Annotated in this window: 16 protein-coding genes, 1 tRNA gene and 2 pseudogenes; 6 read left to right on the forward strand and 13 right to left on the reverse strand. The window is 70.0% G+C overall.

Going from position 1 to position 23,393, the window contains the following annotated elements:
- Positions 1-415: 415 nt before the first annotated feature.
- The 4 genes from ACVGV2_RS07235 to ACVGV2_RS07250 all read right to left on the reverse strand — a co-directional run bounded on the left by ACVGV2_RS07235 (position 416) and on the right by ACVGV2_RS07250 (position 5,432).
- Entirely contained in the window at positions 416-2,929 is a 2,514-nt protein-coding gene (locus ACVGV2_RS07235) for an EAL domain-containing protein (RefSeq protein ID WP_459165276.1), read from the reverse strand.
- A 103-nt stretch (positions 2,930-3,032) separates the two neighbouring features.
- Positions 3,033-4,256 (reverse strand): diguanylate cyclase domain-containing protein, encoded by a 1,224-nt coding sequence (locus ACVGV2_RS07240; protein WP_459165277.1) that lies wholly within the window; start codon positions 4,254-4,256, stop codon positions 3,033-3,035.
- A 53-nt stretch (positions 4,257-4,309) separates the two neighbouring features.
- The gene (locus tag ACVGV2_RS07245) at positions 4,310-4,597 is read right to left on the reverse strand and encodes a hypothetical protein (protein ID WP_459165278.1); all 288 of its coding nucleotides are present in this window, start codon (positions 4,595-4,597) and stop codon (positions 4,310-4,312) included.
- Between the two features lie 761 nt (positions 4,598-5,358).
- Positions 5,359-5,432, reverse strand: a tRNA-Leu gene (locus ACVGV2_RS07250).
- A 241-nt stretch (positions 5,433-5,673) separates the two neighbouring features.
- On the opposite strand from ACVGV2_RS07250, the gene ACVGV2_RS07255 reads away from it, so the two are divergent.
- Positions 5,674-6,291, forward strand: coding sequence for an ANTAR domain-containing response regulator (locus tag ACVGV2_RS07255; protein WP_459165279.1), 618 nt, complete (start codon positions 5,674-5,676; stop codon positions 6,289-6,291).
- Positions 6,292-6,384: 93 nt separating this feature from the next.
- Here ACVGV2_RS07255 and ACVGV2_RS07260 read toward each other — a convergent pair whose 3' ends face one another.
- Complete coding sequence (locus ACVGV2_RS07260) at positions 6,385-6,804, reverse strand: PaaI family thioesterase (RefSeq protein ID WP_459165907.1); 420 nt, start codon at positions 6,802-6,804, stop codon at positions 6,385-6,387.
- An 89-nt stretch (positions 6,805-6,893) separates the two neighbouring features.
- Between ACVGV2_RS07260 and polA the strand changes: the two genes are divergently transcribed.
- On the forward strand, positions 6,894-9,602 hold the full coding sequence (polA, locus tag ACVGV2_RS07265) for a DNA polymerase I (RefSeq protein WP_459165908.1): 2,709 nt from the start codon (positions 6,894-6,896) through the stop codon (positions 9,600-9,602).
- A gap of 160 nt (positions 9,603-9,762) precedes the next feature.
- The gene (locus tag ACVGV2_RS07270; protein ID WP_459165280.1) at positions 9,763-10,155 is read left to right on the forward strand and encodes a VOC family protein; all 393 of its coding nucleotides are present in this window, start codon (positions 9,763-9,765) and stop codon (positions 10,153-10,155) included.
- A gap of 105 nt (positions 10,156-10,260) precedes the next feature.
- Here the strand turns inward: ACVGV2_RS07270 and ACVGV2_RS07275 are convergent, their stop codons facing one another.
- The 4 genes from ACVGV2_RS07275 to ACVGV2_RS07290 form a co-directional block, all read right to left on the reverse strand.
- Positions 10,261-12,276, reverse strand: coding sequence for a YhgE/Pip family protein (locus tag ACVGV2_RS07275; RefSeq protein WP_459165281.1), 2,016 nt, complete (start codon positions 12,274-12,276; stop codon positions 10,261-10,263).
- On the reverse strand, positions 12,273-12,935 hold the full coding sequence (locus ACVGV2_RS07280) for a P-loop NTPase family protein (protein WP_459165282.1): 663 nt from the start codon (positions 12,933-12,935) through the stop codon (positions 12,273-12,275). The genes ACVGV2_RS07275 and ACVGV2_RS07280 overlap by 4 nt, the downstream gene beginning before the upstream one ends.
- A gap of 36 nt (positions 12,936-12,971) precedes the next feature.
- The gene (locus ACVGV2_RS07285; RefSeq protein ID WP_459165283.1) at positions 12,972-13,910 is read right to left on the reverse strand and encodes a GNAT family N-acetyltransferase; all 939 of its coding nucleotides are present in this window, start codon (positions 13,908-13,910) and stop codon (positions 12,972-12,974) included.
- A 72-nt stretch (positions 13,911-13,982) separates the two neighbouring features.
- Positions 13,983-14,819: a class I SAM-dependent methyltransferase gene (locus ACVGV2_RS07290; protein WP_459165284.1), complete on the reverse strand. Its 837-nt coding sequence runs from the start codon at positions 14,817-14,819 to the stop codon at positions 13,983-13,985.
- Positions 14,820-15,169: 350 nt separating this feature from the next.
- Between ACVGV2_RS07290 and rpsA the strand changes: the two genes are divergently transcribed.
- On the forward strand, positions 15,170-16,714 hold the full coding sequence (gene rpsA / locus ACVGV2_RS07295; protein ID WP_459165285.1) for a 30S ribosomal protein S1: 1,545 nt from the start codon (positions 15,170-15,172) through the stop codon (positions 16,712-16,714).
- Between the two features lie 145 nt (positions 16,715-16,859).
- Positions 16,860-18,047, forward strand: coding sequence for a dephospho-CoA kinase (gene coaE / locus ACVGV2_RS07300; protein WP_459165286.1), 1,188 nt, complete (start codon positions 16,860-16,862; stop codon positions 18,045-18,047).
- 52 nt (positions 18,048-18,099) lie between these two features.
- Here coaE and ACVGV2_RS07305 read toward each other — a convergent pair whose 3' ends face one another.
- On the reverse strand, positions 18,100-18,660 hold the full coding sequence (locus tag ACVGV2_RS07305) for a hypothetical protein (RefSeq protein ID WP_459165287.1): 561 nt from the start codon (positions 18,658-18,660) through the stop codon (positions 18,100-18,102).
- A 128-nt stretch (positions 18,661-18,788) separates the two neighbouring features.
- Positions 18,789-19,385: a DUF402 domain-containing protein gene (locus ACVGV2_RS07310; protein WP_459165288.1), complete on the reverse strand. Its 597-nt coding sequence runs from the start codon at positions 19,383-19,385 to the stop codon at positions 18,789-18,791.
- A gap of 237 nt (positions 19,386-19,622) precedes the next feature.
- On the opposite strand from ACVGV2_RS07310, the gene uvrB reads away from it, so the two are divergent.
- On the forward strand, positions 19,623-21,782 hold the full coding sequence (gene uvrB / locus ACVGV2_RS07315; RefSeq protein WP_459165289.1) for an excinuclease ABC subunit UvrB: 2,160 nt from the start codon (positions 19,623-19,625) through the stop codon (positions 21,780-21,782).
- A gap of 102 nt (positions 21,783-21,884) precedes the next feature.
- On the opposite strand, the pseudogene ACVGV2_RS07320 reads toward uvrB, so the two are convergent.
- Together ACVGV2_RS07320 and ACVGV2_RS07325 are read right to left on the reverse strand one after the other, a co-directional pair.
- Positions 21,885-22,385: pseudogene (locus tag ACVGV2_RS07320) on the reverse strand (LLM class flavin-dependent oxidoreductase); the annotation flags it as partial.
- Positions 22,386-22,412: 27 nt separating this feature from the next.
- Positions 22,413-23,380: pseudogene (locus tag ACVGV2_RS07325) on the reverse strand (acyl-CoA dehydrogenase family protein).
- Positions 23,381-23,393 lie beyond the last annotated feature (13 nt).

Raw genomic sequence — 23,393 nt, forward strand, 5'->3', positions numbered from 1 at the left:
GTCGCCGTGCTTTTCAGGATCGCCGTGTCTTGCAGGCTTGGCACGGTCTCCGGCGAAGAACAGCGAGCCGGTCCCGGACGAGGCCGGCCCGGTGCCGGCAGCACCGTGCGCAGTAATTTCAGTGCTCGACATAGTAGTTTCCCGTCTTCCTCCGGTGGGGAGTCCGCGCTGTAGCAGGGACACCGGCGGATCGCCCCGGGTGCCCGCCGAACCCGGCCGCGGAGGCGAACGAGGTTCGGCGAGCACCGGAAGGGACCTCCGGCCACGCGGACTCGGTTCTGCTGCAGCCTCCCCTGTCGAAGTGGCGGCTCATGGTTGGTGGAAGAAGCTAGCACAGCATCTGTACAGCTGTACATACCTGATCTCGCGCCGGGGACTGCTTCCACCGCGATCCCGCAACAGGTGGAGTCGGCTGTCAGCAGCCGGGACGGGGAAAGCGATGCGGGGTGCCGAGTTCGTCGATGGGAACGGGTTTGCCGAAGTGGTACCCCTGGCCTTTGTCGCAGCCGAGATGGGTGAGCAGGTGCAGTTGGGTGGGTGTTTCGACGCCCTCGGCGACGACGGTGAGGCCGAGGGCGTGGGCCATGGCGATGATGCTGGTGACGATGGCCTCCAGGTCGGGGGAGGTGCCGAGATCGGTGAGGAAGGACCGGTCGATTTTGAGGATGTCCAGCGGCAGGTGCCGCAGCTGGGCCAGTGAGGAGTAGCCGGTGCCGAAGTCATCGATGGCGAGCCACACCCCCAGCGCGTGCAGTCTGCGCAGCACGTGGGCAGCTTCAGCGGGGTCCCGCATGATGGCTTCTTCGGTGATCTCCAGGCACAGGGCTGTGGCAGGCAGACTGGCGACGTCCAGGGCTTGTTGGATCACGGTCTGCAGGTGGGGGTCGTCGAGCTGGCGAGGGGAGAGGTTGGCGTTGAGGCGCACGTCGAGCTCGTGCCGCTCGCGTTCGGCGGCGAGTTGATGGGCGGCCGTGTGCAGCATGTGCGCGCCGATGGGGTGGATCAGCTCGCTTTCCTCGGCGATCGGGATGAATTCGCCGGGCGAGACGGCGCCGTGCTCCGGGTGCGTCCACCGCAGCAGGCCTTCCACGGCGACGGTGCGACCGGTGGACAGCTCGACGACGGGTTGGTAGGCCACCCAGAGTTGATCGTGGGCGATGGCTCGGCGGAGGTCTTGTTCCAGAGCCATGTGTCGCTGCACGCGTTCGCGGAGCTGCACGTCGAAGAACGCGTATCGCCCGCCGCGGCTCTTGGCTCGGTACAGAGCCACGTCGGCATCGCGCAGCAGGTCTTCCCCCGTTCGAGCATCGTCGGGTGTGGAGATCGCGATCCCGAGATTCCCTTGAACGTGCAGTTGCCTGGCTTGTACCTGCAGCGGCTGGCTGAGCACTTCGAGGAGGTGCTGGCCGAGCTCGGCGAGGAGGGTGTGATCGCCCTCGGCGGTCAGGAGCACAAACTCATCGCCGCCGAGACGACCGACCACGGTGTCGGCGGTGGTGGCTTGCACCAGCCGGTGGCCGACGAGGCGCAGCACGTCGTCGCCGACAGCGTGACCGAGCGAGTCGTTGATGCGTTTGAAATTGCCCAGGTCCAGGTACAGCACGGCCATCGGATGCATGCGTGAACGCTCGTCGCAGTGCTGCAGCACCAGGGTACGGTTGGCCAGCCCGGTCAACGGGTCATGCGTGGCTTCGTACTCCAGGCGCTGCCGGGCGGCTCGGCTCTCGGTGATGTCGGTGAACGACACGACGACGGTGTGTGGCGGCTGCTCCTGCGGGTGCAGCGCAACGGAGGTGGCTGAGAGCCACACGCCGGGTCCGGTGCTGCGCGCCAAGTGCAGCACGCGGGCAGGTTGCGGCTGGCCGGTGTGCTGGGTCGGCATCGCCAGATGTTCCTTCGGGCCCAGCGCCTGCCCGGACTCGTCGAACAACGCCCAAGCCCCGGCGGAGGAGCCGACGATTTCGTTCTCGGAAACCCCGAAGATGCTCTGGGCTGCGGGATTGGCCGACTCGATCATCCCTGCCGGATCGACTACGACGACGCCCTCATCGAGCGCGGCCACCACGGTGGAGTAGTCCTGCTCGGCCCGCTCGCGCTCCGCCGCCTCGTGGCGAGCCAAGTTCTCCTGCACTTGCTCTCTGCGCTGAGTTTCCTCCAGGATCCGTCCGCGCATGGCCTCCACCGCACGCGCGACCATGCTCAGCTCGGACGGTCCCACGTCCCCGACGGGCCGGTCGAGATTGCCCGCGGCCACCTGGTTGACCTGGGAGACGAGGGTGCGCAGCGGGTGGATGAGTGACCGGCGCAGGAAGAGAAGGGCACCAGTCGCGGCAACGAGGCTGGTCAGGACGGTGGCGGCGGTGAGCCAGTTTGCAGCCCTGCGAGCTGCTCCGGCCTCTGCTTGTTGTGACGCCGCAATCTCGTTGACGTGGTTCTGCAGAGCGGCCAGCTTGTCCCGCACCGTGTCGAAGCGCTGCTTGTCGGGCGACGGCTCCGAGGGGAGGTTCGGGGGGCTCTGATCGTCCGCTTCTGCGATTTCCGGCTCGACGGATTGCGTGCGCCATTCCTGAGCCGCCTGGCGAACCTCGGTCAACAGGCTCCTCGCAGCTCGGTGGTCGGCCAGCTGTCGATCGAGGTTTGCTTGCAGGCGTTCGGCCTCACCCTTGCTGTCCGCGTACACGCCGAGGAACACGGGGTTGCGGTCTGCCAGGAACCCGCGCACTGCGCTGGCCTGGTCGGTGTAGGCCGCGGTCAGGTCGCTGGTCGCTGTCTGCGTGGGAACGGTCTCGGTGGTCAGCTTGGTGCTGGCGGTGTCGGCCCGCTGGCGGAAGAAGGCCGTACCCACGGCGACGATGCCCAGCAGCACGACCAGAACCGCAACCACCACGTAGACGCGTCCCAGAAGGGAAATTCGCCCGCGTCGCAGCAAAGTCACCTGTTGCAGTATCGGCCCTCAGGCTGCCCGGTGCTTGGCGAATCCTCGCCAGCATGGTCCCGCTCCTCAACCGAAGCGCCAGCACCGCGGGCGGGAGCTACCGCTGCTGGCGTTTGCGGCGGTACATGTCCATGTCGGCGGTGTGCAGCAACGTTTCGGGGTCCGTGTCGGAGTCCTCAGTGGTGGCGAGCCCGACGCTGGCGCGGACGACGATGCGCCCGTCGGGAACTTCGATGTGGGCGTGGTGCAGCTGCCGTGCGATGCGCAGGCGCAGCCTGTCGGCTGCTTCCTGGTCGGTGACCGTGCTGAGCACGACGAATTCGTCCCCACCGAGGCGGCCGACGGTGTCCCCGGCGCGGACGGTGCGGAGCAGTTCCTCGGCGGCCGCCACCAACAGCTGATCGCCGGTGAGGTGTCCGTAGTGGTCGTTGACGGGTTTCAACCCGTCCAGATCGACCATGAGCACCGCCAGCACGCTCCCGTGCTGCGGCAGCGCGGTGAGCGTGCTGCTGAGGCGGTCGAGCAGCAGCGCGCGGCTGGCCAGCCCGGTGAGCGGATCGTGCAGGCTCAGGTATATCCAGCGCGAGTTCTCCTGCAGGCGCGCATCGATCTCTTCGTACTGGCTGATGAGGTAGGCAGGTTCCTCGTCGGGTCCGCCGCGTACAAGGGCCACGCGGACGAGCATCCACAGGACTCGCCCATCCCGGTGCCGGTAGCGGCGCTCCAACACCACGCGGTCCTCGTGGCCGTCCACCAGCGGTCGCACCACCGTTCCCGGCGGATTGTCGTCCGGAAAGGTCAGATCGGCAGCGGAGGCCGTCAGCAGCTCCTCCTGCGAGTAGCCGAGCAGCTCGCACAGCGCGTCATTGACGTCGGTCCAGTGCCCGTCCAGGTCCAGCACGGCCATGCCGACCGGAGCGCGGACGAACGCCGCACGCCAGTCGCGCTCCGGCTGCTCACCCTCGATGATCTCGTGGATCTGCGTGAGCAGCACATCCGGACGCCCGGTGGAGCTGGCGATGAGCGACAGGAAACCCCGCACGCGCAGCACGGTGCTGTCGGAGCGCACGAAGCGCGTGTCCACCCGCGTGCTCGTGACTCCGGAGGCGAGCATCACCTCCAGGGCGGCCCGGTCGGCCTCCCGGTCGTCCGGGTGCGTCAGCTGCTCCTGCCGGTGCTGCAGCAGGGTCGCGTGATCGAAACCGACCAGACGGCAAAAGGCCTGGTTGGCGTACAGGTACCGCCCCTGGAGGTCGAGCACGGCTACCGGCCCCGCAGCCTGCTCGCACACCGACTCCCACGACACCCTCGCCGCTGGCACGATACGGCCACCCCGCCCTCAGCGGTCGACGGGACCCGTCCGGCCGGCCGCGTTCAGCGCTGGTCCTGGTGTCCGCAGCTGCGAGCGCGGACCAGCAGGCTCACGACCGCCTCCACAGTACTGAGGTCCTGGTCGGCAAGCCACGTCAGCACGGCGTGGTCCCGGGTCGTGAGCTCGATCCCGGTCAGCGGGGCGCGAAGCTCGGCCAGGTGTGCCTGCACGCACTGGGACCGCTGGTGCAGGTCGACGCGGTCGAGACCGCGAACCCCTGCACTGCTCGGCGCCTCTCCGGAACGAGGAACCTGCGAGGCCATGCGCACCTCGTGACGGCTGCGGAGCATGCGACCACCCCCTTGCTTCGGTCCTCAGACAACCAGACGGGGACATCCAGCGGTCGAGGCGAAAGTCCCAAACCGGTCGTGTCCTCGGCGCTCCGTCCGCACCGCGCCCCTCGTTCGAGCTCCGGGCGTTCGGGAGAGCGGTCGTGGTCGCGACACGGCCTCGCAGGGTGGTTTGGCTCGTGATGGTGACGGTTATCCTTCGAGCGGGCTGGGCCGGCTACCCGGGTACTGGCTTGGTCAAGGTCGTGCGGGTTCAACCCCACGTGCCTGCACGGCCATCCCGCGCATCTCAGGCGCCCCGGTGGCCGGGTGCAGCAGGCAACGCTCAGCTCAGTGAGCGGTGAACCCTGAAGTGTCCGCTCAAGCGGGAACACTTCAGTCTGCGGTTTTTCCCGTCGGCGGTGCTCGCGGTGGCTGTGTGTGCGGTGATCTTTGGAGCCCGCTCGTTTGCCGCGATCGGCGAGTGGGCCGCTAATGTCTCCATCGATGTGCTCAAGGAGTTGCTGCAGGTCAGAGCCGTGGCGGAGGCAGCGGACTCAAAATCCGCCCAGTGCCAGTTCGAAGATGCTCGAGGGGCGGGTTCACCCGCGCGAGGTGGCCGACACGCTCGGGGGTCTGTGTCGAGTCGCTCGGCGGACGCGCTCGACGCGGCGTCCACCCCGCACGGGCGAGGGCGAGCGGGGTTCCGTTGGGAGGGATGAGGCCGGTTGCAGTGCCTTCGAAGCGATCTCTGCGACCCGTTTTTTCGCAGGTGAGAAGGGTGCCCACGGTCAGATTCGAACTGACACTGTACGGATTTTGAGTCCGCTGCCTCTGCCATTTGGGCTACGTGGGCTGGCGCTGGTGGTATCGTACGACACCCATGATCACCTTCGCTGAGCGGGGGCGATCCGGACGTGGAGCAATCCGGACGTGCGGCGATCCGCGCAGAGCCGCGCGTGCGTTCGATGTCGTTGCGGTCACGTGCACGGTCCGGGTCAACGCTGGGGCAGGCACGGTAAGCTGCGGTTTCCGGTGCTGATAACACATCGGGGAGTCCCGAGGACCGACCAGCGAGACCGACCAGGAGGAATCCGGTGACGACGCCGGCTGCCGACCAGCCACAGGAGGACCAGGCCGCGCAACGCCGCGTCCTCATCGCCGAGGACGAGGCGTTGATCAGGCTTGATCTGGTGGAGATGCTCCGCGAGGAAGGCTACGAGGTCGTCGGTGAGGTCGGCGATGGACAAGAAGCGGTGCGACAGGCCGATCAGCTGCGCCCCGACCTGGTGATTCTCGACGTGAAGATGCCGAAGATGGACGGCATCGAGGCGGCGTCCAACATCGCGGGGGAGCGGATCGCCCCGGTGGTGATCCTCACCGCCTTCAGCCAGCGCGACCTCGTCGAGCGCGCCCGCGACGCGGGTGCGATGGCGTACCTGGTCAAACCGTTCGCCAAGCGCGACGTGGTGCCGGCCATCGAACTGGCCGTGTCCCGGTTCACCGAGGTCCAGGCGCTGGAGTCGGAGGTCGCCGACCTCAACGAGCGGCTGGAGGCGCGCAAGACGATCGAGCGCGCCAAGGGGCTGCTCATGACGAACCACGACATGAGCGAACCCGAATCGTTCCGCTGGTTGCAGCGCACGGCCATGGACCGGCGCACCACGATGAAGGCGGTCGCCCAGGCGGTGCTGGACAACCTGCCGCAGGAGTGAGGACCGCGGACGCGGGCGCCGCGATCGCCCGCGGGCCGCGCCGGCGCTGCCGTCGAGGGCGGCGCCGTGCGCGGCCGCCGGTGCCGCCTGCGGTCACGCGGGTGGCGCGTCGCGGAGGATGCACGTCAGCCGCGCCGTGCAGGTGCGGCGGTCGTTCTCGTCGACGATGTCGATCTCGTAGGTCGCCGTGCGCCGTCCGCGGTGCACCGGGGTGGCCACACCGGTGACCTTGCCTTCCGTGGCCGCGCGGTGGTGGGTGCAGGACAGCTCCAACCCGACGGCGACCCGCTCGTTGCCGGCGTGCAGGGCCGCCGCGATCGATCCGAGGGATTCCGCGAGCGCCGCGTTGGCCCCGCCGTGCAGCAGTCCGTACGGCTGGCGGTTCCCCGCCACGGGCATGGTTCCCACCACACGTTCGGGTGACCACTCGGTGAGCTCGATGCCCAGGCGATCGCTCAGCTGCTCCTCCGCGGCGGCCAGCACCTGGTTGAGCGAAGCTCCTTCGCTGGGCATGACTTCCTCCGAGGTCGTATCGCGCACGTTGGCTCCTCCTTCGCACCTGTTCACGCACCGTCGGACGTTCAGCCTAGACTCACCGCGTGATGGACTCCGGCGAGCGACGGCTCTTGCTCATCGACGGCCACTCGATGGCCTACCGCGCGTTCTACGCCCTGCCGAGGGAGAACTTCCGGACGGCGACGGGCCAGCACACGAACGCCGTGTACGGCTTCACGTCGATGCTGATCAACCTTCTTCGCGATGAACAACCTACACATCTCGCTGTTGCCTTCGACGTCTCCCGCCAGACGTTCCGCAACGAAGCTTTCCCGCAGTACAAGGCCAACCGCAGCGAGACACCGGACGAGTTCCGCGGGCAGGTCAGCCTCATCCAGGAGATCCTCGGCGCCCTGCACATCCCGGTGCTCAGCCGGGAGGGTTACGAAGCCGACGACGTGATCGCCACGCTGGCCACGCAGGCGCAGCAGCAGGGCTTCGCCGTGTCGATCTGCACCGGCGACCGCGACTCGCTGCAACTGGTCACCAACACCGTCACCGTGCTCTTCCCCACCAGGGGCGTGTCGGAACTCACGCGGTTCACCCCGGAGGCGGTGGAGGAGAAGTACGGTCTCACCCCCCAGCAGTACCCGGACTTCGCGGCCCTGCGGGGCGACCCCTCGGACAACCTGCCCAAGATCGACGGGGTGGGGGAGAAGACGGCGACCAAGTGGATCCGCGAGTTCGGCTCGCTGGGCGGGCTGGTCGACCGCGCCGACGAGGTCAAGGGCAAGGCCGGTGCCGCGCTGCGCGACCACGTCTCGCAGGTGCTGACCAACCGCCGGCTCACCGAGCTGGTCCGCGACGTTCCGCTGGAGGCGACGCCGGAGCAGCTCGAGATGCAGCAGTGGGATCGGGACGCGGTGCACCGGGTGTTCGACGACCTGGAGTTCCGAGTGCTGCGCGATCGCCTGTTCGCCTCGCTGTCCACCACCGAACCCGAAGTGGATGCCGGTTTCGACGTTTCCGGTGGCGTGCTGCAGCCGGGCGCGCTGGCCGACTGGCTGGCCCGCAACGCCCCGGCGGGCAGCCGCCTCGGGCTGGCCTGCACCGGCCGGTGGAGCAGCCACGGCGGTGATCTGCAGAGCATCGCGCTGTCCACTGCTGAGGGCGCGGGCGTGTACATCGACGTCGCTGAGCTGACCGAGGACGACGACGCGGCGCTGGCGCGGTGGCTGGCCGATCCCGAGGCGTTCAAGGCCGGTCACGACGTCAAGGGCCCGCTGCACGCGATCCGCCACCGCGGGTGGAGCCTCGCCGGCCTGAGCAGCGACACGGCCCTGGCGGCCTACCTGGTGCGGCCGGGCCAGCGGTCCTTCGCGCTGTCCGACCTCGTGGTGCGCCACCTGCAGCGCGAGCTGCGTTCGGACGACTCCGGCGGGGACGGCCAGATGTCGCTGCTGGAGGACGGCGAGCAGGAGCGCGAGCGGATCGCCGCCGGCGAGATCGTGCGGGCGCGGGCGATCGCCGAGCTGGCGGACGTCCTGGACACCGAGCTCGACCGGATGGAGTCGCGCGGGCTGCTCACCGACCTGGAGCTGCCGTTGCTGCTGGTCCTCGGGGAGCTGGAGGAGGCCGGCATCGCGGTGGACACCGCGCAGCTGGCCGAACTCAGCGGTGACTTCGCCGCGCGGGTGAAGCAGGCGGAGCAGGACGCGCACCGGGTGCTCGACGAGGCCGGTGCCGAGATGGGGCCGGTCAACCTCGGCTCGCCGAAGCAGCTGCAGACGGTGCTGTTCGACAAGCTGGCCATGCCGAAGACGAAGCGCACCAAAACCGGCTACACCACCGATGCCGAGGCGCTGCAGACGCTGTACGAGAAGACCGAGCACCCGTTCCTGCAGCACCTGCTGGAGCATCGCGACGCCGCGCGTTTGAAGACCACTGTGGACGGATTGGTCAAGGAGGTCGCCGACGACGGCCGGATCCACACCACGCTGAACCAGACGATCGCGGCCACCGGGCGGCTGTCCTCGACCGAGCCGAACCTGCAGAACATCCCGATCCGCACCGAGGAGGGGCGGCGGATCCGCGAGGCCTTCGTCGTCGGCGAGGGCTATGCGGAGCTGATGACCGCGGACTACAGCCAGATCGAAATGCGGATCATGGCGCACCTGTCCGGCGACAGCAGGCTGATCGAAGCCTTCCGGTCCGGTGAGGACCTGCACGACTTCGTGGCCGCGCAGGCCTTCGGCGTGCCGGTGGATGCGGTGGACCAGGAACTGCGCCGCCGGGTCAAGGCCATGTCCTACGGGCTGGCCTACGGGCTGTCGGCCTACGGGCTGAGCCAGCAGCTGCGCATCTCCGCCGAGGAGGCGCGCGAGCACATGGACGCCTACTTCGCTCGGTTCGGCCGGGTGCGGGACTACCTGCAGGAGGTCGTCGACCAGGCGCGCGGGGACGGCTACACCTCGACGATCCTCGGGCGGCGCCGGTACTTGCCGGACCTGCTCAGTGACAACCGCCAGCGGCGGGAGATGGCCGAGCGCATGGCGCTGAACGCGCCCATCCAGGGCAGCGCCGCCGACATCATCAAGGTGGCGATGCTGGGAGTGCACCGCGCGTTGGCAGCGGGCGGGTTCCGCTCGCGGATGCTGCTGCAGGTGCACGACGAGCTCATCATCGAGCTCGCCGAGGGCGAGCGGGAGGACGTCGAACGGCTCGTGCGGGAGAAGATGTCCGCGGCCTACGAGTTGGACGTGCCGCTGGAGGTCTCCGTCGGCGTGGGACGTTCCTGGGACAGCGCCGCGCACTGAGCGCCTGCGCCTGCGCGCCTGCGCCTGCGCCCTGCGCGCCGCTCGTGCGACATCGCGGTTCTGCGCGCCTGCGCACGAGCGGCGCCTCGGCAACCGCGGACCGCCTCACTCGCTCCGGGCGAGGCCGGATACCCTGCCAGGCGACCCGCGGAGGAGGATCATGATCAGTATCGACAGAGTGGACCATCTGGTCCTCACCGTCGCGGATGTCGATCGGGCGATCGAGTTCTACGAGCGGATGCTCGGGATGACGCCGGTAAGCTTCCCGGAGGGCCGGCAAGGCGTGAGCTTCGGTGCGCAGACCATCAAGCTGCACGCGGCCAACGAGTTGGTGTCGCCGACGGCGACGCACCCCGTGCCGGGATCGGCGAACCTGTGCTTCATCACCGCCAACGCGCTCAGCGAAGTGCAGGAGCACCTGCGCAACAACGACGTGCGCATCGAGGAAGGACCGGTCAGCCGCATCGGTGCGCGCGGTGTCATCACGTCGTTGTACGTGCGTGATCCGGACGGCAACCTCCTCGAGATCGCCCGCTACGACGAGCCGGCGTAGCGGCCGACGCGACAGCAGCAGAACGGTCCGCGTGCGGGCCGTCGGCGGCCGCGGCCCCGGCCGGACGATCGTGCCGCCCGGGGTCACGGCCCGTCGCGGGCCAGCTCAAAGGGCCAGTTCGGGTTTGAGCCGCTGCGGCGTCCACACGCGCTGCCGCCAGGCGGCGATGCAGCTCAGCACCAGTCCGGCGACGAGGTAGCCGCCGAGCACGAGCGCGGCGGTGCCCGCATCGGCCAGCGTGCCGCCGTAGAGCAGGTGCCGCAGCGCGTCGACGACGTAGCTCAGCGGCAGCACCTTGTGCAGCGGGTGCAGGAGCTCGGGCGTGGTTTGCCAGGGGAACGTGCCGCCCGCGGTGACCAGTTGCAGCACGAGGACCACCAGGGCGATGAACTTGCCCTTGGGGCCGAAGGCCGCGTTGAGCGCGTGCACCACCGCGGTGAACGCGAACGACGTCAGCAGCAGGAAACCGAGTGTCCACCCGGGATGCGCGGGGGTGACTCCGATCCCGTGGACCACGACGAGGTACAGCAGCACCGCCTGCACCGCGCCGACGGCCGCCGCCGGCAACCAGCCGCCGAGCGCGACGCGCCAGGACGCGGTGCCTGCGGCGAGGGCGCGCTGCGAGAGCGGACGCATCAGCAAGAACAGCACGAACCCGCCGATCCACAGCGCCAGCCCGAGGAAGTACGGGGCGAGTCCGGCGCCGTAGGTGCCCGCGTCGGCCTGGGAGGCCTTGCCGATGCTGACCGGGTCGCCGATCGTGTCCGCCGTGGCGGTGCGGGTCTGCGCGTCGGGGTTGGGGATGTCGCCGAGGCCGGAACGCAACTGCGCGGCCAGCTCGTCGGAACCGTCGACGAGGCGGTCGGAGCCGGCGGCCAGTTGGCCGGTGCCGTCGTGCAGCTGGTCCGCGCCGGAGGTGAGTTCCCGCGTTCCGGACAGCGCCTCGTGCTGGCCCTGTTGCAGTTCTTCGGCCCCGTCGGCGAGCCGACCCGCGCCCTGGTGCGCCTGCTGGATGGCGTCGGTCATCTGCGGTGCGGCCTCGGCCAGGGCCTGGTTGCCGTCGGCGACCTGCTGGGCGCCGTCGGCGAGCGCGCGGATCCGGGAGATCTGCTGCTGCACCCGGTCGTTGGCGTTGGAGACGGGGTTGTCGTCGAGATCGGCGATGATGCGCTGGACCTGTTCCTCGTCCACGCCGGCGTCGTGCAGCGTTTCCGCCGTGCGCTGCTGCACGTCGTCGGTGTGCGCGGCGAGCTGCTGCGACACGGCGCCGAGTTCTTCGGCGCGCGAGGCGAGTTCCTCGTTGCCCTCGGCGACCCGCGCCGATCCGTCGGCGAGCTGCTGGGTCTGCTGCGGCAGTTCCCCGGTGCGCTCGGTCAGTTGCCCGAGGCCGGTACGCAGTTCGGCGCTGCCGTCGGCGAGCTGGTCGGTGCCGTCGGCGAGCTGCTGCTGCCCGTCGAGCAGTTCGTGCGCACCGCTGGAGAGCTGCCCGCTGCCCTGGCGCGCCCGGTCGATGCCGCTGTCGAGCTGGCCCGCGCCGTCGGCGAGCCGGCCCGCGCCGTCGGCGGCCTGGGCGGTCTTGTCGTGCACGGTGCCGAAGCCCATGAGCAGCTGGTCGGCGGCTTCGCTGCCCGCGTCGGTGGCGACGGCGCGCTGCACCTCGGAGGCGACGCGGTCGGCGATGGTGCCGACGAGGTAGTTGTTGGCGTCGTTGGTGAGCACGCCGAGCTGGGCTTGGCGCGGTTCGAAGTCGCCGGGTGAGAGCAGTGCCGCGGAGAAGTCGCGCGGCACGACCAGGGCGAACGAGTAGTCGCCGTTCGCGACGCCGTCGCGCGCCTGCTGCTCGGTGGTCTTCTCCCACTGGAACATGCCGGAGGAGTCGAGCTCGTCGTGGACCTTCTGCCCGGCCTGCAACCGGCTGCCGTCGTCGCGCTGCGCGCCGGTGTCGTCGATGACGACCGCCGCGGGCACGCTGTCCAGGCGTCCGTACGGGTCCCAGTTGGCGTAGATGTACAACGCGCCGTACAGCAGGGGCACGAGCGTGACCGCCACCAGGGCGATTTTGGGGAGCTTGCCCGAGGTCAGCCGCCGCAGTTCGGTCGCTGCGATGCGTAACGTGCTCATTCGGTGCCTTCCGCGGTTTCCGAAGTGGACGGTGTGGTGGTTCGGTTGTCGGCGCCGAGCAGCGCCGTCGGAGCGTCGAGCTTCTCCGCGGAGTGCGGGCTGCACAGCACCGCGGTGGCCAGCCCGTGCGCGGCCGTTTCGCGGGCGAGCTCGTGCCAGTGCTCGGGCGGGCCGCCGTGCCGGTCGGGCGCGTCGAAGAGGAGCGCGCGGGTGCCGCTCCCGGTGCGGGCGAGTTCGGCGAGCAGTCGCGTGCGGTGCGCGGCGGGCAGGTTCTCGAAGCGCTGCTCGGCGTGTCCGCTCAGCCCGTGTTCGGCGAGTCGGGCGCGGACGGCTCTGCGTCCGGACTTGCGGCCGGCGAGGCTGAGCCCTTCGGCGGTGACCTGCCGGACGGACACCGCCTGTTCGGGTGCGGTGATTCCGGGGGCGTCCACGATCCCCGTTCGGCGGCGCAGCGCGCGGGCGTCGAGGGCCCCGCCCAGGCGCACGGTTCCCCGGGTGGGTTTGATCCGCCCGGACAGCGCGAGGGCGAGTGCGGTGCGCGCGGTGGCGTCCTCGCCCGTGATCAGCAGCGGCTCTCCGTCCCGCACGCGCAGCGAGGTGGGGGCGAGCAGCGGGCCGTGCGCCCCGACGACCTCGACCCCCTCCGCGATGATTTCCACGCCGGCTCCTTTCCCAGGTGTGCCGGCCGCGCGTGGTCACCGCAACGCGGAAGCCGGGCGCACCTCCCACAGCGTCCACAGTGGCCGGTACCCCTGCCGGGGCCAGAACACCGAGGACAGCGGATTGGCTGGGTTGTAGTGCAGAAAGCTGCCGACGGCCCCGGCGCGGGCGAATTCCGCGTGTGCCAAGGCCATCAGCCCGCGGCCGATGCCGGTCTCCCGCGCCGTCTCGTGCACCGCCACGCAGTTGACGTAGCCCCAGGTGCCCGGGCGCAGCCGGTTGCCCGCGGGCGAGGTGGCGGCGTCGACCCAGCCGCACTCGGCGAGCGCCAGCGGTGTGCCGTCCTCCCGCTCCGCGAGCCAGACGGGGTCGGGCGAGCGCAACCTCATCTGCGCGGCGACCCGCTTCAGGTGCGGGGCGTTCGGCCGGTACACCGAGGCGCCGACCAGCGCGGCGTAGGCGAGTTCGGTGAGCCCGAGCTCGACCACGGCGTCGAGATCGGCCAGGCCCGCCCGACGCATTTTTACGGTACCACTTGGTTCCGCATCTCGTGCGGGGTCCGTGGCGCGGATCGCCACCTGCGTCAGCGGGATGCACCCGTGGTCGAGGAAAGCCCTGGTCGCCGCGACGTCCCGGCTGGGCCACGCGATGACGCACGCCGAGTCCGGATCGATGTGCTCGCGCTCGGACAGGCGGGCCCGCCAGGCACGCAGCAGCGTGTCCACCCCCTCCTGCGGGAGGCGACCGACGAGGGGGTGCAGCTCGAAGACCTCGCGGGCCTGCCACAGGCTGCGGAACGACCCCGGCTCGTTGACGGTGCGCGTGACCGTGCCCGCCACGTCCTGCCCGGAGGGAGTGCGCGCGAGCAGCGGCTCGCCCTCCGGCAGCAGGTACCGGTCGGGCAGCGCCCGGTCCAGCTCGGTGAACCGCCGGCACTGGGTCTCCCACAGCTCGCGCGCACTGCTCAACGACATGCCCCTCCCGTCGACGGCCGGTCGGTTGCGCCGGCCCACCTCACCACGTGCCGGCCCGCCACCGGGAACACCTCAGTCCTTGCGCCGGCACACGAAGATGGCCGTGCCCGGGAACAACCGTCCGCGCAGCGGACTCCACTGCCCCCAGACCCCGGTGTGGCCCTCGGGCCACTCCGGTTCGACCAGATCCAGCAGGTCGAACTCGGCCTCGTGCAGCTGGCGCACGTAATCGCCGAGGGTGCGGTGGTGCTCCACGTACGTCGGCCGTTGCTCGGCGTCCACCTCGACGTAGGGCGTGCGGTCGAAATAGGACTGCGTCGCCGTCAGCCCCATCGGCCCCGGGTCGTCCGGGAAGATCCACCGCATCGGGTGCGTCACGGCGAACACCCAGCGGCCGCGCGGGCGCAGCACCCGGGCCGCCTCGCGCATCACCGCGCCGGAGTCGGCCACGAACGGCACGCCGCCGAAGGCGGAGCAGGCCACGTCGAAGGAATCCGCGGCGAACGGCAGGCAGTCGGCGCTCGCCTGCACCAGCGGCACCGCGGTGCCCGTGCTCTCCGCGCCGACCGCGGCGTGCCGCAGCATGCCCGCGGAGATGTCGATCCCGACCGGATGCGCGCCCTGCTCGGCCAGCCACCGCGAACACGCGGCCGCACCGCACCCGATCTCCAGCACGCCCTTGCCGCGGATGTCGCCGAGCAGGCCGGCCTCCTGCTCGCGGAGGCCCTCCGGGCACCAGAGGAAGTCGCGGCTGCCGAGGAACCCGCCGTGCTCGGCCTGGTACTCGTCCGCGTCGGCGTCCCACCACGACCTGTTCGCCGTGCGGGATTCGGCCGCGCTGACGGTGCGCTGGGACACACCGACGGTTCCGAGCGCGTGTTCCGCGGCCCGCTCATGGGGGTCTGACACCGATGTCCTCCACCGATTGTGGGTACCAGGTCACCGTGGAGTATCGTGGATGCGCAGAGCCACTGGTGGTCGGGTGGACCGCGGTTTGCCCGGCGATCGAGGGACCGCGTACGATACCGGCCGCGCCACGGGTCTTTCGCGGATCCTTATCGGTATCCCCCTGGGGTCTCCTTCTGCGTCGGACACCCGCCGGGCGGGAAATCTCCAGTGGTTCATCCCGCGGTCTGCGGCCGCGGAAGCCGCTGGTCGTCGCGGGGTGGACACGCACCGTGTTCACCGCGGAAAGATCCAGCGCAAAGCAGGAATTGTAAACCAGCGACCAACCTATCCGTACCGGAGCAACCCACCTGATGCCCATCGACACCACCACCGTCCCGACTGCTACCGCCCAGGCCCCTCAGGTCGCAGTGAACGACGTCGGGACGGAGGAGGATTTCCTCGCCGCCGTCGACCAGACCATCAAATACTTCAACGATGGCGACATCGTGGAGGGCACCATCGTCAAGGTCGACCGCGACGAGGTGCTGCTTGACATCGGCTACAAGACCGAGGGCGTCATCCCCTCGCGCGAGCTGTCGATCAAGCACGACGTCGATCCCGCTGATGTCGTTGCCGTCGGCGACTTCATCGAAGCCCTTGTTCTGCAGAAGGAGGACAAGGAAGGCCGTCTGATCCTGTCCAAGAAGCGCGCCCAGTACGAGCGCGCCTGGGGCACCATCGAGGACCTCAAGGAGAAGGACGAGCCGGTGCGCGGCACCGTCATCGAGGTCGTCAAGGGCGGCCTCATCCTCGACATCGGCCTGCGCGGCTTCCTGCCCGCTTCGCTGGTGGAGATGCGCCGCGTGCGGGACCTGCAGCCCTACGTGGGCCGGGAGCTCGAGGCGAAGATCATCGAGCTGGACAAGAACCGCAACAACGTGGTGCTGTCCCGCCGCGCCTGGCTCGAGCAGACCCAGTCCGAGGTCCGCAGCGAGTTCCTCAACCAGCTGCAGAAGGGCCAGGTCCGCAAGGGCGTCGTGTCCTCCATCGTCAACTTCGGTGCGTTCGTGGACCTCGGTGGCGTTGACGGACTGGTGCACGTCTCCGAGCTCTCCTGGAAGCACATCGATCACCCGAGCGAGGTCGTCGAGGTCGGCCAGGAGGTCACCGTCGAGGTGCTCGACGTGGACATGGACCGCGAGCGGGTCTCGCTGTCGCTGAAGGCGACGCAGGAGGACCCGTGGCGGCAGTTCGCGCGGACCCACGCGATCGGCCAGATCGTCCCCGGGCGCGTCACCAAGCTGGTCCCGTTCGGCGCGTTCGTCCGCGTCGACGAGGGCATCGAGGGCCTGGTGCACATCTCCGAGCTGGCCGAGCGGCACGTGGAGATCCCGGAGCAGGTCGTCCAGGTCGGCGACGAGGTGATGATCAAGGTCATCGACATCGACCTGGAGCGCCGCCGCATCTCGCTGTCGCTGAAGCAGGCCAACGAGGGCTTCGTGCCGGACTCGGACTTCGACCCGAGCCTGTACGGCATGGAGGCCGAGTACGACAACGAGGGCAACTACATCTACCCCGAGGGCTTCGACCCGGAGGCCGGCGAGTGGAAGCCGGGCTACGAGAAGGCCCGCGAGGAGTGGGAGCGCCAGTACTCGGAGGCCTACACCCGGTACGAGAAGCACATGGCGCAGGTGGCCAAGGCCCGCCAGGCCGACGCCGAGGCGGCGGCCGCCGAGGCCGCGGGCGGCGGTGCTACCTCGTCTTCCGAGGAAGTCGAGGAGGAGCAGACCTCCGGCGACTACTCCTCGGGCTCCGAGGAGCAGAGCGGTGGTGGCCAGCAGCAGGACACCTCCGGTTCGCTGGCCAGCGACGCCCAGCTGGCCGCGCTGCGGGAGAAGCTCTCCGGCGGTGCGTGAGCCGCTGAGCGCTCGTGACCGCCTCCGCATCACGGTGGGGTGACGGTCCGCACGGTTGCACGGGGCCCGTGTCCGAACGGTTCGGACACGGGCCCCGTTGCGTGCGGGGTGCGGGGCGCGTCGGGCTGCTGGCAGGATGATCGCCGTGTTGCGCGTGGGACTCAGCGGAGGCATCGGCTCGGGCAAGTCGACGGTGGCGCAGCGGCTCGCCGAACACGGCGCGGTGGTCGTCGACGCGGACGCGCTCGCGCGGGAGGTGGTCGCCCCGGGCACCGACGGGCTCGCCGCGCTCGTGCAGCGGTTCGGCGAGGAGATCCTCGACGGCAGCGGGGCGCTGGACCGCCCGGCGCTGGCCGCCCGGGCGTTCCGGGACGAGGAGGCCCGTGCTGATCTCAACGCGATCACCCATCCGCGCATCGGCGAACTGACCCGGCAGCGGATGGCCGAAGCCCCGGACGACGCCGTGGTGGTGCACGACATGCCGTTGCTGGTGGAAGCCGGTACCGAAGCGGACTACCACCTCGTGCTCGTCGTGGACGCACCCGAGGGCACGCGTGTGCAGCGGCTGGTCGAACGCGGTCTGGACGCCGACGACGCGCGGGCGCGCATCCGCGCGCAGGCCACCACCGAGCAGCGCCGCGCCGCCGCCGACGTGTGGCTGGACAACACGGGCACCACCGAGGAGCTCCGAGCCGCTGTCGACGAGGTGCACGCGCACCGGTTGCGGCCGTTCGAGCGGGACGTGCGGCTGCGTCGCCCCGCGGCTTTCGGCCCGCCGCGGTTGGTGGAGCCGGACCCGGCGTGGCCGCAGCAGGCCCGGCGCCTGGCGGCCCGCGCGCGGAAAGCCGCGGGGCAGGCCGCGCTGCGCGTCGACCACGTCGGTTCCACCGCGGTCGGCGAACTGCCCGCCCGGGACGTGCTCGACCTGCAGTTGACAGTGGGCTCGCCGGAGCAGGCGCAACGGCTCGCCGAGCCCCTCGCCGCCGCCGGATTCCCGCCGGCCGATCCGCCCGCCCGGGGCCAGCAGGCGCCCGGCGACGGGGGCGTGCGGCTGCACGTGGCCGCGGATCCGCAGCGCCCGGTGCACCTGCGGGTGGCGGTGCAGGGCACCGAGCAGTGGTGGTTCGCGCTGCTGCTGCCGGAGTGGCTGCGCGCGTTCCCGGACGAGCGCGCCGACTACGCGGCGTTGAAGCGCCGGCTGGCCGAGCGCTGTGCCGCCGATGCCGATGGCGGGCGCTACGCCGCGGCGAAGGAGCCCTGGTTCGCGCAGGCTCTGGTCAAGGTCCGGCAGTGGATGCGGGAGACCGGACGGGACGTGCCGGAACCGGAGTGACCGGCGCGCCGGCGTCCGTGGTCGTGGTCGGTCGCAGCGGCCGGCGCGGTGCTCACCGGGGCGTGCGGTGCGCCTGCATCTGCAGCGGTCTGCGGGGTGCGGGCAGCCCCGCCGGTCCGCCGCCGATGCCGTTCGCGGCCAGCCAGCTGTCCAGATCGCCGTGCGTGCTGAGTTCGGCGAGGATGCGGTGCATCGTGCGCAGGGCGGTGTCGGCCTCGTGGCTTCGGATCCTGCCCGCCGCCACGGCGGTGCCGAACTCCTCCGAGCGCACGATCCGGGGGCGGCGCTGCTCCGGCAGTTCGAGCCCGAGCAGCAGGTCGGCGCAGGCCCACGAGGACGTGTCCGCTTCGATGTGGGCGGCGGTGAGCAGGCTGGCGCTCGGCCGCGAGTGGCGCCGCCGCGGGCGGAAGCGGGTCAGGCGCAGACCGATCTCGGGTAACAGCCAGACGTGCTCGGCCGCGTGGTCGCTGGCGTGGGGCGTGTCGTACTCGACTTCCAAGCCCCACTGCTCGACGCGGCACTGCTGCAGGTCGTCGATGCCGCTGGCGTGCCGCCGCCGGGCGCCGTGCACATCGATCACTTCCACGAGTTCAGGGGAAATCGTCGGCGTCACGGTTTGCGACCGTAACGCTCCCGATCGTGTTAAAGGATACGTCGAGCCTGCGTTCCGATAACCATTCCGCGGCCTCGTGGTCTCGATTCAGTCCCGCTATGCGTGAGCACCGTATGAGCACCGCGTGATCATCGTGCTGGTGGTATCAGCGGTTTGCGTGATGCGGGATCCCCGGTGGGTTGTTCCGGCCAGGACAGCTCGATGCCCTGGTCGTGCAACCAGCGCGGCAGGTCGTAGTCGTAGCGGGCCAGCCCGTCGACCGTGGTGCAGGCGACGTGCAGGGCGCGCTGCGCCGTCTCCGTGCTCAACAGGCCGGACTGCACCGCCAGGACGAACTCGTCGTAGTCGAGCACCTGCGCGTCGCTGCGGTGGCGGACCTCGATGTCCAGGTAGTAGTCGGTGCTGCGCCACCGGATGTCACCGGTTTCGATGCCGACCACGTCCAAGTAGAAATCCAGGTCCCGCTCGTGCCCGGGGTGCCAGGCCCACCGGGTCACCCGCAGTCCGAGATCGGGCAGCAGCCAGGACCGGAGGCCGGCTAGCCGCGGATGTCCGGGCATGGACCGGGCCACGTACAACCCGAACGGGGTGCGGCGGTACTCGTGGACCCGCCGCACCTGCCGCTTCGGATCGGTGTTGGTCCGGGCGGGCAGGTCGAACACCTCGACCTTCGGCGGGTGCACGGCCGGGCCCGACCGATCGCTGATCGCGCGCTGAGTGGTCACGGCAACAACTGTAGGGGCAGCACCCTGCGCAGGGCAGTCCTTGACTCCCGGACCCGGGGTCGGTGAGCGCTCCGGTGCGCAGGGTCGGTGGACGCGCGACGAGGGGAAACGAGTCGTTCCGGAATCACCTGGAATCACGAGGACGTGTGCCGGCACCGACCCCACCGCTCGGCGTGTCGCGGACGGGTGAGCGCCGACGCGGCACACGATGTCGGTGCGACCTCGTACGCTGGGACCGTGGCATTCGCGACTGAGCGCCCCGTGCTGGCGCAATCCGAGTTCCGGCCGGTCAGCGACATCCCGCGGGCCGGCGGCACCTTCGAGGTCGTCAGCGACTACCAGCCGGCCGGCGACCAGCCCCAGGCCATCGACGATCTGGAACGGCGGATCAAGGCCGGGGAGACCAACGTGGTGCTGCTCGGGGCCACGGGTACCGGCAAGTCCGCGACCGCGGCCTGGCTGGTCGAGCGGGTCCAACGGCCCACGCTGGTGCTCGAGCCGAACAAGACCCTGGCGGCGCAGATCGCCAACGAGCTGCGCGGGTTCTTCCCGAACAACGCGGTCGAGTACTTCGTCAGCTACTACGACTACTATCAGCCCGAGGCCTACGTCCCGCAGACCGACACCTACATCGAGAAGGACTCCTCGGTCAACGAGGACGTGGAGCGGCTGCGGCACTCGGCCACGTCGAACCTGCTCAGCCGGCGCGACTGCGTGGTCGTCTCCTCCGTGTCGTGCATCTACGGCCTGGGCACGCCGCAGTCCTACCTCGACCGGTCGATCGCGCTCGAGGTGGGCGCGGAGGTCGACCGGGACGTGTTCCTGCGCGCGCTCGTGGACGTGCAGTACCAGCGCAACGACGTGGCCTTCCAGCGCGGCACGTTCCGCGTGCGCGGCGACACGGTCGAGGTGATCCCCGCCTACGAGGAACTGGCCGTGCGAGTGGAGTTCTTCGGCGACGAGGTGGAGAAGCTGCACTACCTGCACCCGCTGACCGGGGACGTGGTCCGGGAGGTGTCCGATCTGCGCATCTTCCCCGCGACGCACTACGTGGCGGGGCCGGAACGCATGGAGCAGGCCATCCGCGGCATCGAGGCGGAGCTGCAGGAGCGGTTGTCCACGCTCGAGCAGCAGAACAAGCTGCTCGAGGCGCAGCGGCTGCGCATGCGCACCCAGTACGACGTCGAGATGATGCGCCAGGTCGGGTTCTGCTCGGGCATCGAGAACTACTCGCGGCACATCGACGGCCGCGAGGCGGGGTCGGCGCCGGCGACGCTGCTGGACTACTTCCCGGAGGACTTCCTGCTCGTCATCGACGAGTCGCACGTGACCGTGCCGCAGATCGGCGGCATGTACGAGGGCGACGCCTCGCGCAAGCGCACGCTCGTCGAGCACGGCTTCCGGCTGCCCAGCGCGATGGACAACCGGCCGCTGACCTGGGAGGAGTTCAGCGACCGGATCGGCCAGGCCGTGCACATGTCGGCCACGCCCGGTTCGTACGAGATGGCGCGCAGCGGCGGCGAGTTCGTCGAGCAGGTCATTCGCCCGACCGGACTGGTCGACCCCGAGGTCGTGGTCAAACCGACCGAGGGCCAGATCGACGACCTCGTGCACGAGGTGCGCAAGCGCGCCGAGGCCGACGAGCGGGTGCTGGTGACCACGCTGACGAAGAAGATGGCCGAGGACCTCACCGACTACCTGCTGGAACTCGGCATCCGCGTGCGCTACCTGCACTCGGAGGTGGACACGCTGCGGCGGGTGGAGCTGCTGCGGCAGCTGCGGCTCGGCGACTACGACGTGCTCGTCGGCATCAACCTGCTGCGCGAGGGGCTGGACCTGCCGGAGGTCTCGTTGGTGTCCATCCTGGACGCCGACAAGGAGGGGTTCCTGCGGTCGGAGACCAGTCTCATCCAGACGATCGGCCGCGCCGCGCGCAGCGTGTCCGGCCAGGTGCACATGTACGCCGACGAGACGACCGACTCGATGCGCAACGCCATCGACGAGACCAACCGGCGCCGTGCCAAGCAGATGGCCTACAACGAAGAGCACGGCATCGACCCGCAGCCGCTGCGCAAGCAGGTCGACGACATCCTCGACCGGGTTTACCGGGAGGCAGAGGACACCGACGAGAGCGTCGAGGTCGGCGGCTCCGGGCGCAACCAGTCGCGCGGCAAGAAGCCCAGCGGGGAGAACGTGGCCACCAGCTCCGGACTGGTCTCCGATCGCGATCCCAAGCAGATGCCGCGCGCCGAACTGGCCGACCTGATCCAGCAGCTCAACGACCAGATGATGAACGCTGCCCGCGAGCTGCAGTTCGAGCTGGCCGCCCGGTTGCGCGACGAGATCGAGGACCTGAAGAAGGAGCTGCGCGGCATGGACGCCGCCGGGATCCAGTAGACGAGGCCCGGTGGGCGAGCCCGGCATGCGCGGGCTGGGGCCCGGCCGGGATCCCTCCCGGCCGGGTCCCAGCCGTGACGGGGCCGCAGCGGTCCGACGGGCTCAGCTTCCGCGGAAGCGCGCCATCAGGGCGTCCAGTGCGCGCTGGTCCTCCTCAAGGGGCCGCATCCGGTCCGGTGTGCCGCGGTAGGTGTCGAGCAACACGTGCGTGGCGCCGAGTTCGGCGAGCTCGTCCAAGTCCCGGCTCACCTGGTCCGGAGTTCCCTGCCCGGCGGTGCGGGCATCGTCGTCCAGCGGGGTGTCGGTGATCATCAGCTGCAGGCGCGGGGCGAGCGCGGGCTCCGGTCGTCCGGCCTCGTCCGCGGCTTCGCGCAGCCCCGGCAGCCCCCGTTCGCGGATCCACGTCGTGCCCGCGCCGACCGGATGCCAGGCGTCGCCGAACCGGACGGCCCGGCGCAGCGCGGCCCGGCTGGCGCCACCCACCCAGACCGGTGGCTTCCGGTGCGGCAGCGGGCCGGTCGCGACATCCTCGAACGAGACGAACTTCCCGTTGTAGGACAGCTTTTCCTCGGACCAGGACCGCGTGATGACATCCAGGTACTCGAGCCGGCGCCGGTCATGCGGAGCCGGTCAGACGAAGGCGCTCAGCCCGGTCACGGACTTGCCGACGATGAGGGTGTTCATCTCGCGCGATCCCTCGAAGGAGTAGATCGCCTCGGCGTCGGCGAACAGCTTCGCCACCTCGTAGTCGAGCACGATGCCGTTGCCGCCGAACAGTTCGCGGGCCCAGGAGACGACCTCGCGCATCCGCGTGGTGGCCACGGCCTTGGCCAGTGCGGCTTGATCCGCTCCGGCGCGGTCCTCGGCGGTGAGCTCGTTGAGCCGGACGACCACGCCGAACACGCTGGTGATGTTGCCGAGCATCTTCACCAGCAGGTCCTGGACCATCTGGAACGAACCGATGGGTTTGCCGAACTGCTGGCGCTGAATCCGGGCATGCCCTTCTCGACGACGAAGCCCTTGATCTGGTCGTCGGCTTCGTCGCGCGCCCAGACGACGACGAGGTCGGCGAAGGTGCCGTTGCCGATCCACCGCTTCGCGCCGTTGAGCACCCACTCGTCACCCGCGCGGCGCGCGGTCGTGCGCATGCCGCCGGCGACGTCCGAGCCCCCTTCGGGCTCGGTCAGCGCGAAGGCACCGATGCGGTTCAGCTTGACCATGTCCGGCATCCACCGGTCGCGCTGCTCCTGATCCCCGCCGCCGTAGATGCTTCCCATGGCCAGTCCTGTGTGCACACCCGAGAACACCGCCAGCGACGGGTCGACGCGGTTGAGCTCGAGGCTGAGGAAGCCGCTGAACAGCGAGCTGCGCTGGCGCCCGTCGCCGTACTCGGGGTACTGGTAGCTCGCCAGCTGCAGCTCGGCGAACTTCTCGACGACCTCGAAGGGGAACTGCGCGTTCTCCCAGGCACGCGCCGCGATCGGCTTGATCTCGCGTTCCAGGTGTGCGCGCAGTTCGGCGAGTTCGGCGCGCTCGGATTCGTCGAGGCGATCGGCGTAGCCGAAGAAGTCCGGGTCGGTGTTCGCCTGCTCGGGCATGGAACCCTCCTGG

The organism is Bounagaea algeriensis, from assembly GCF_054491375.1.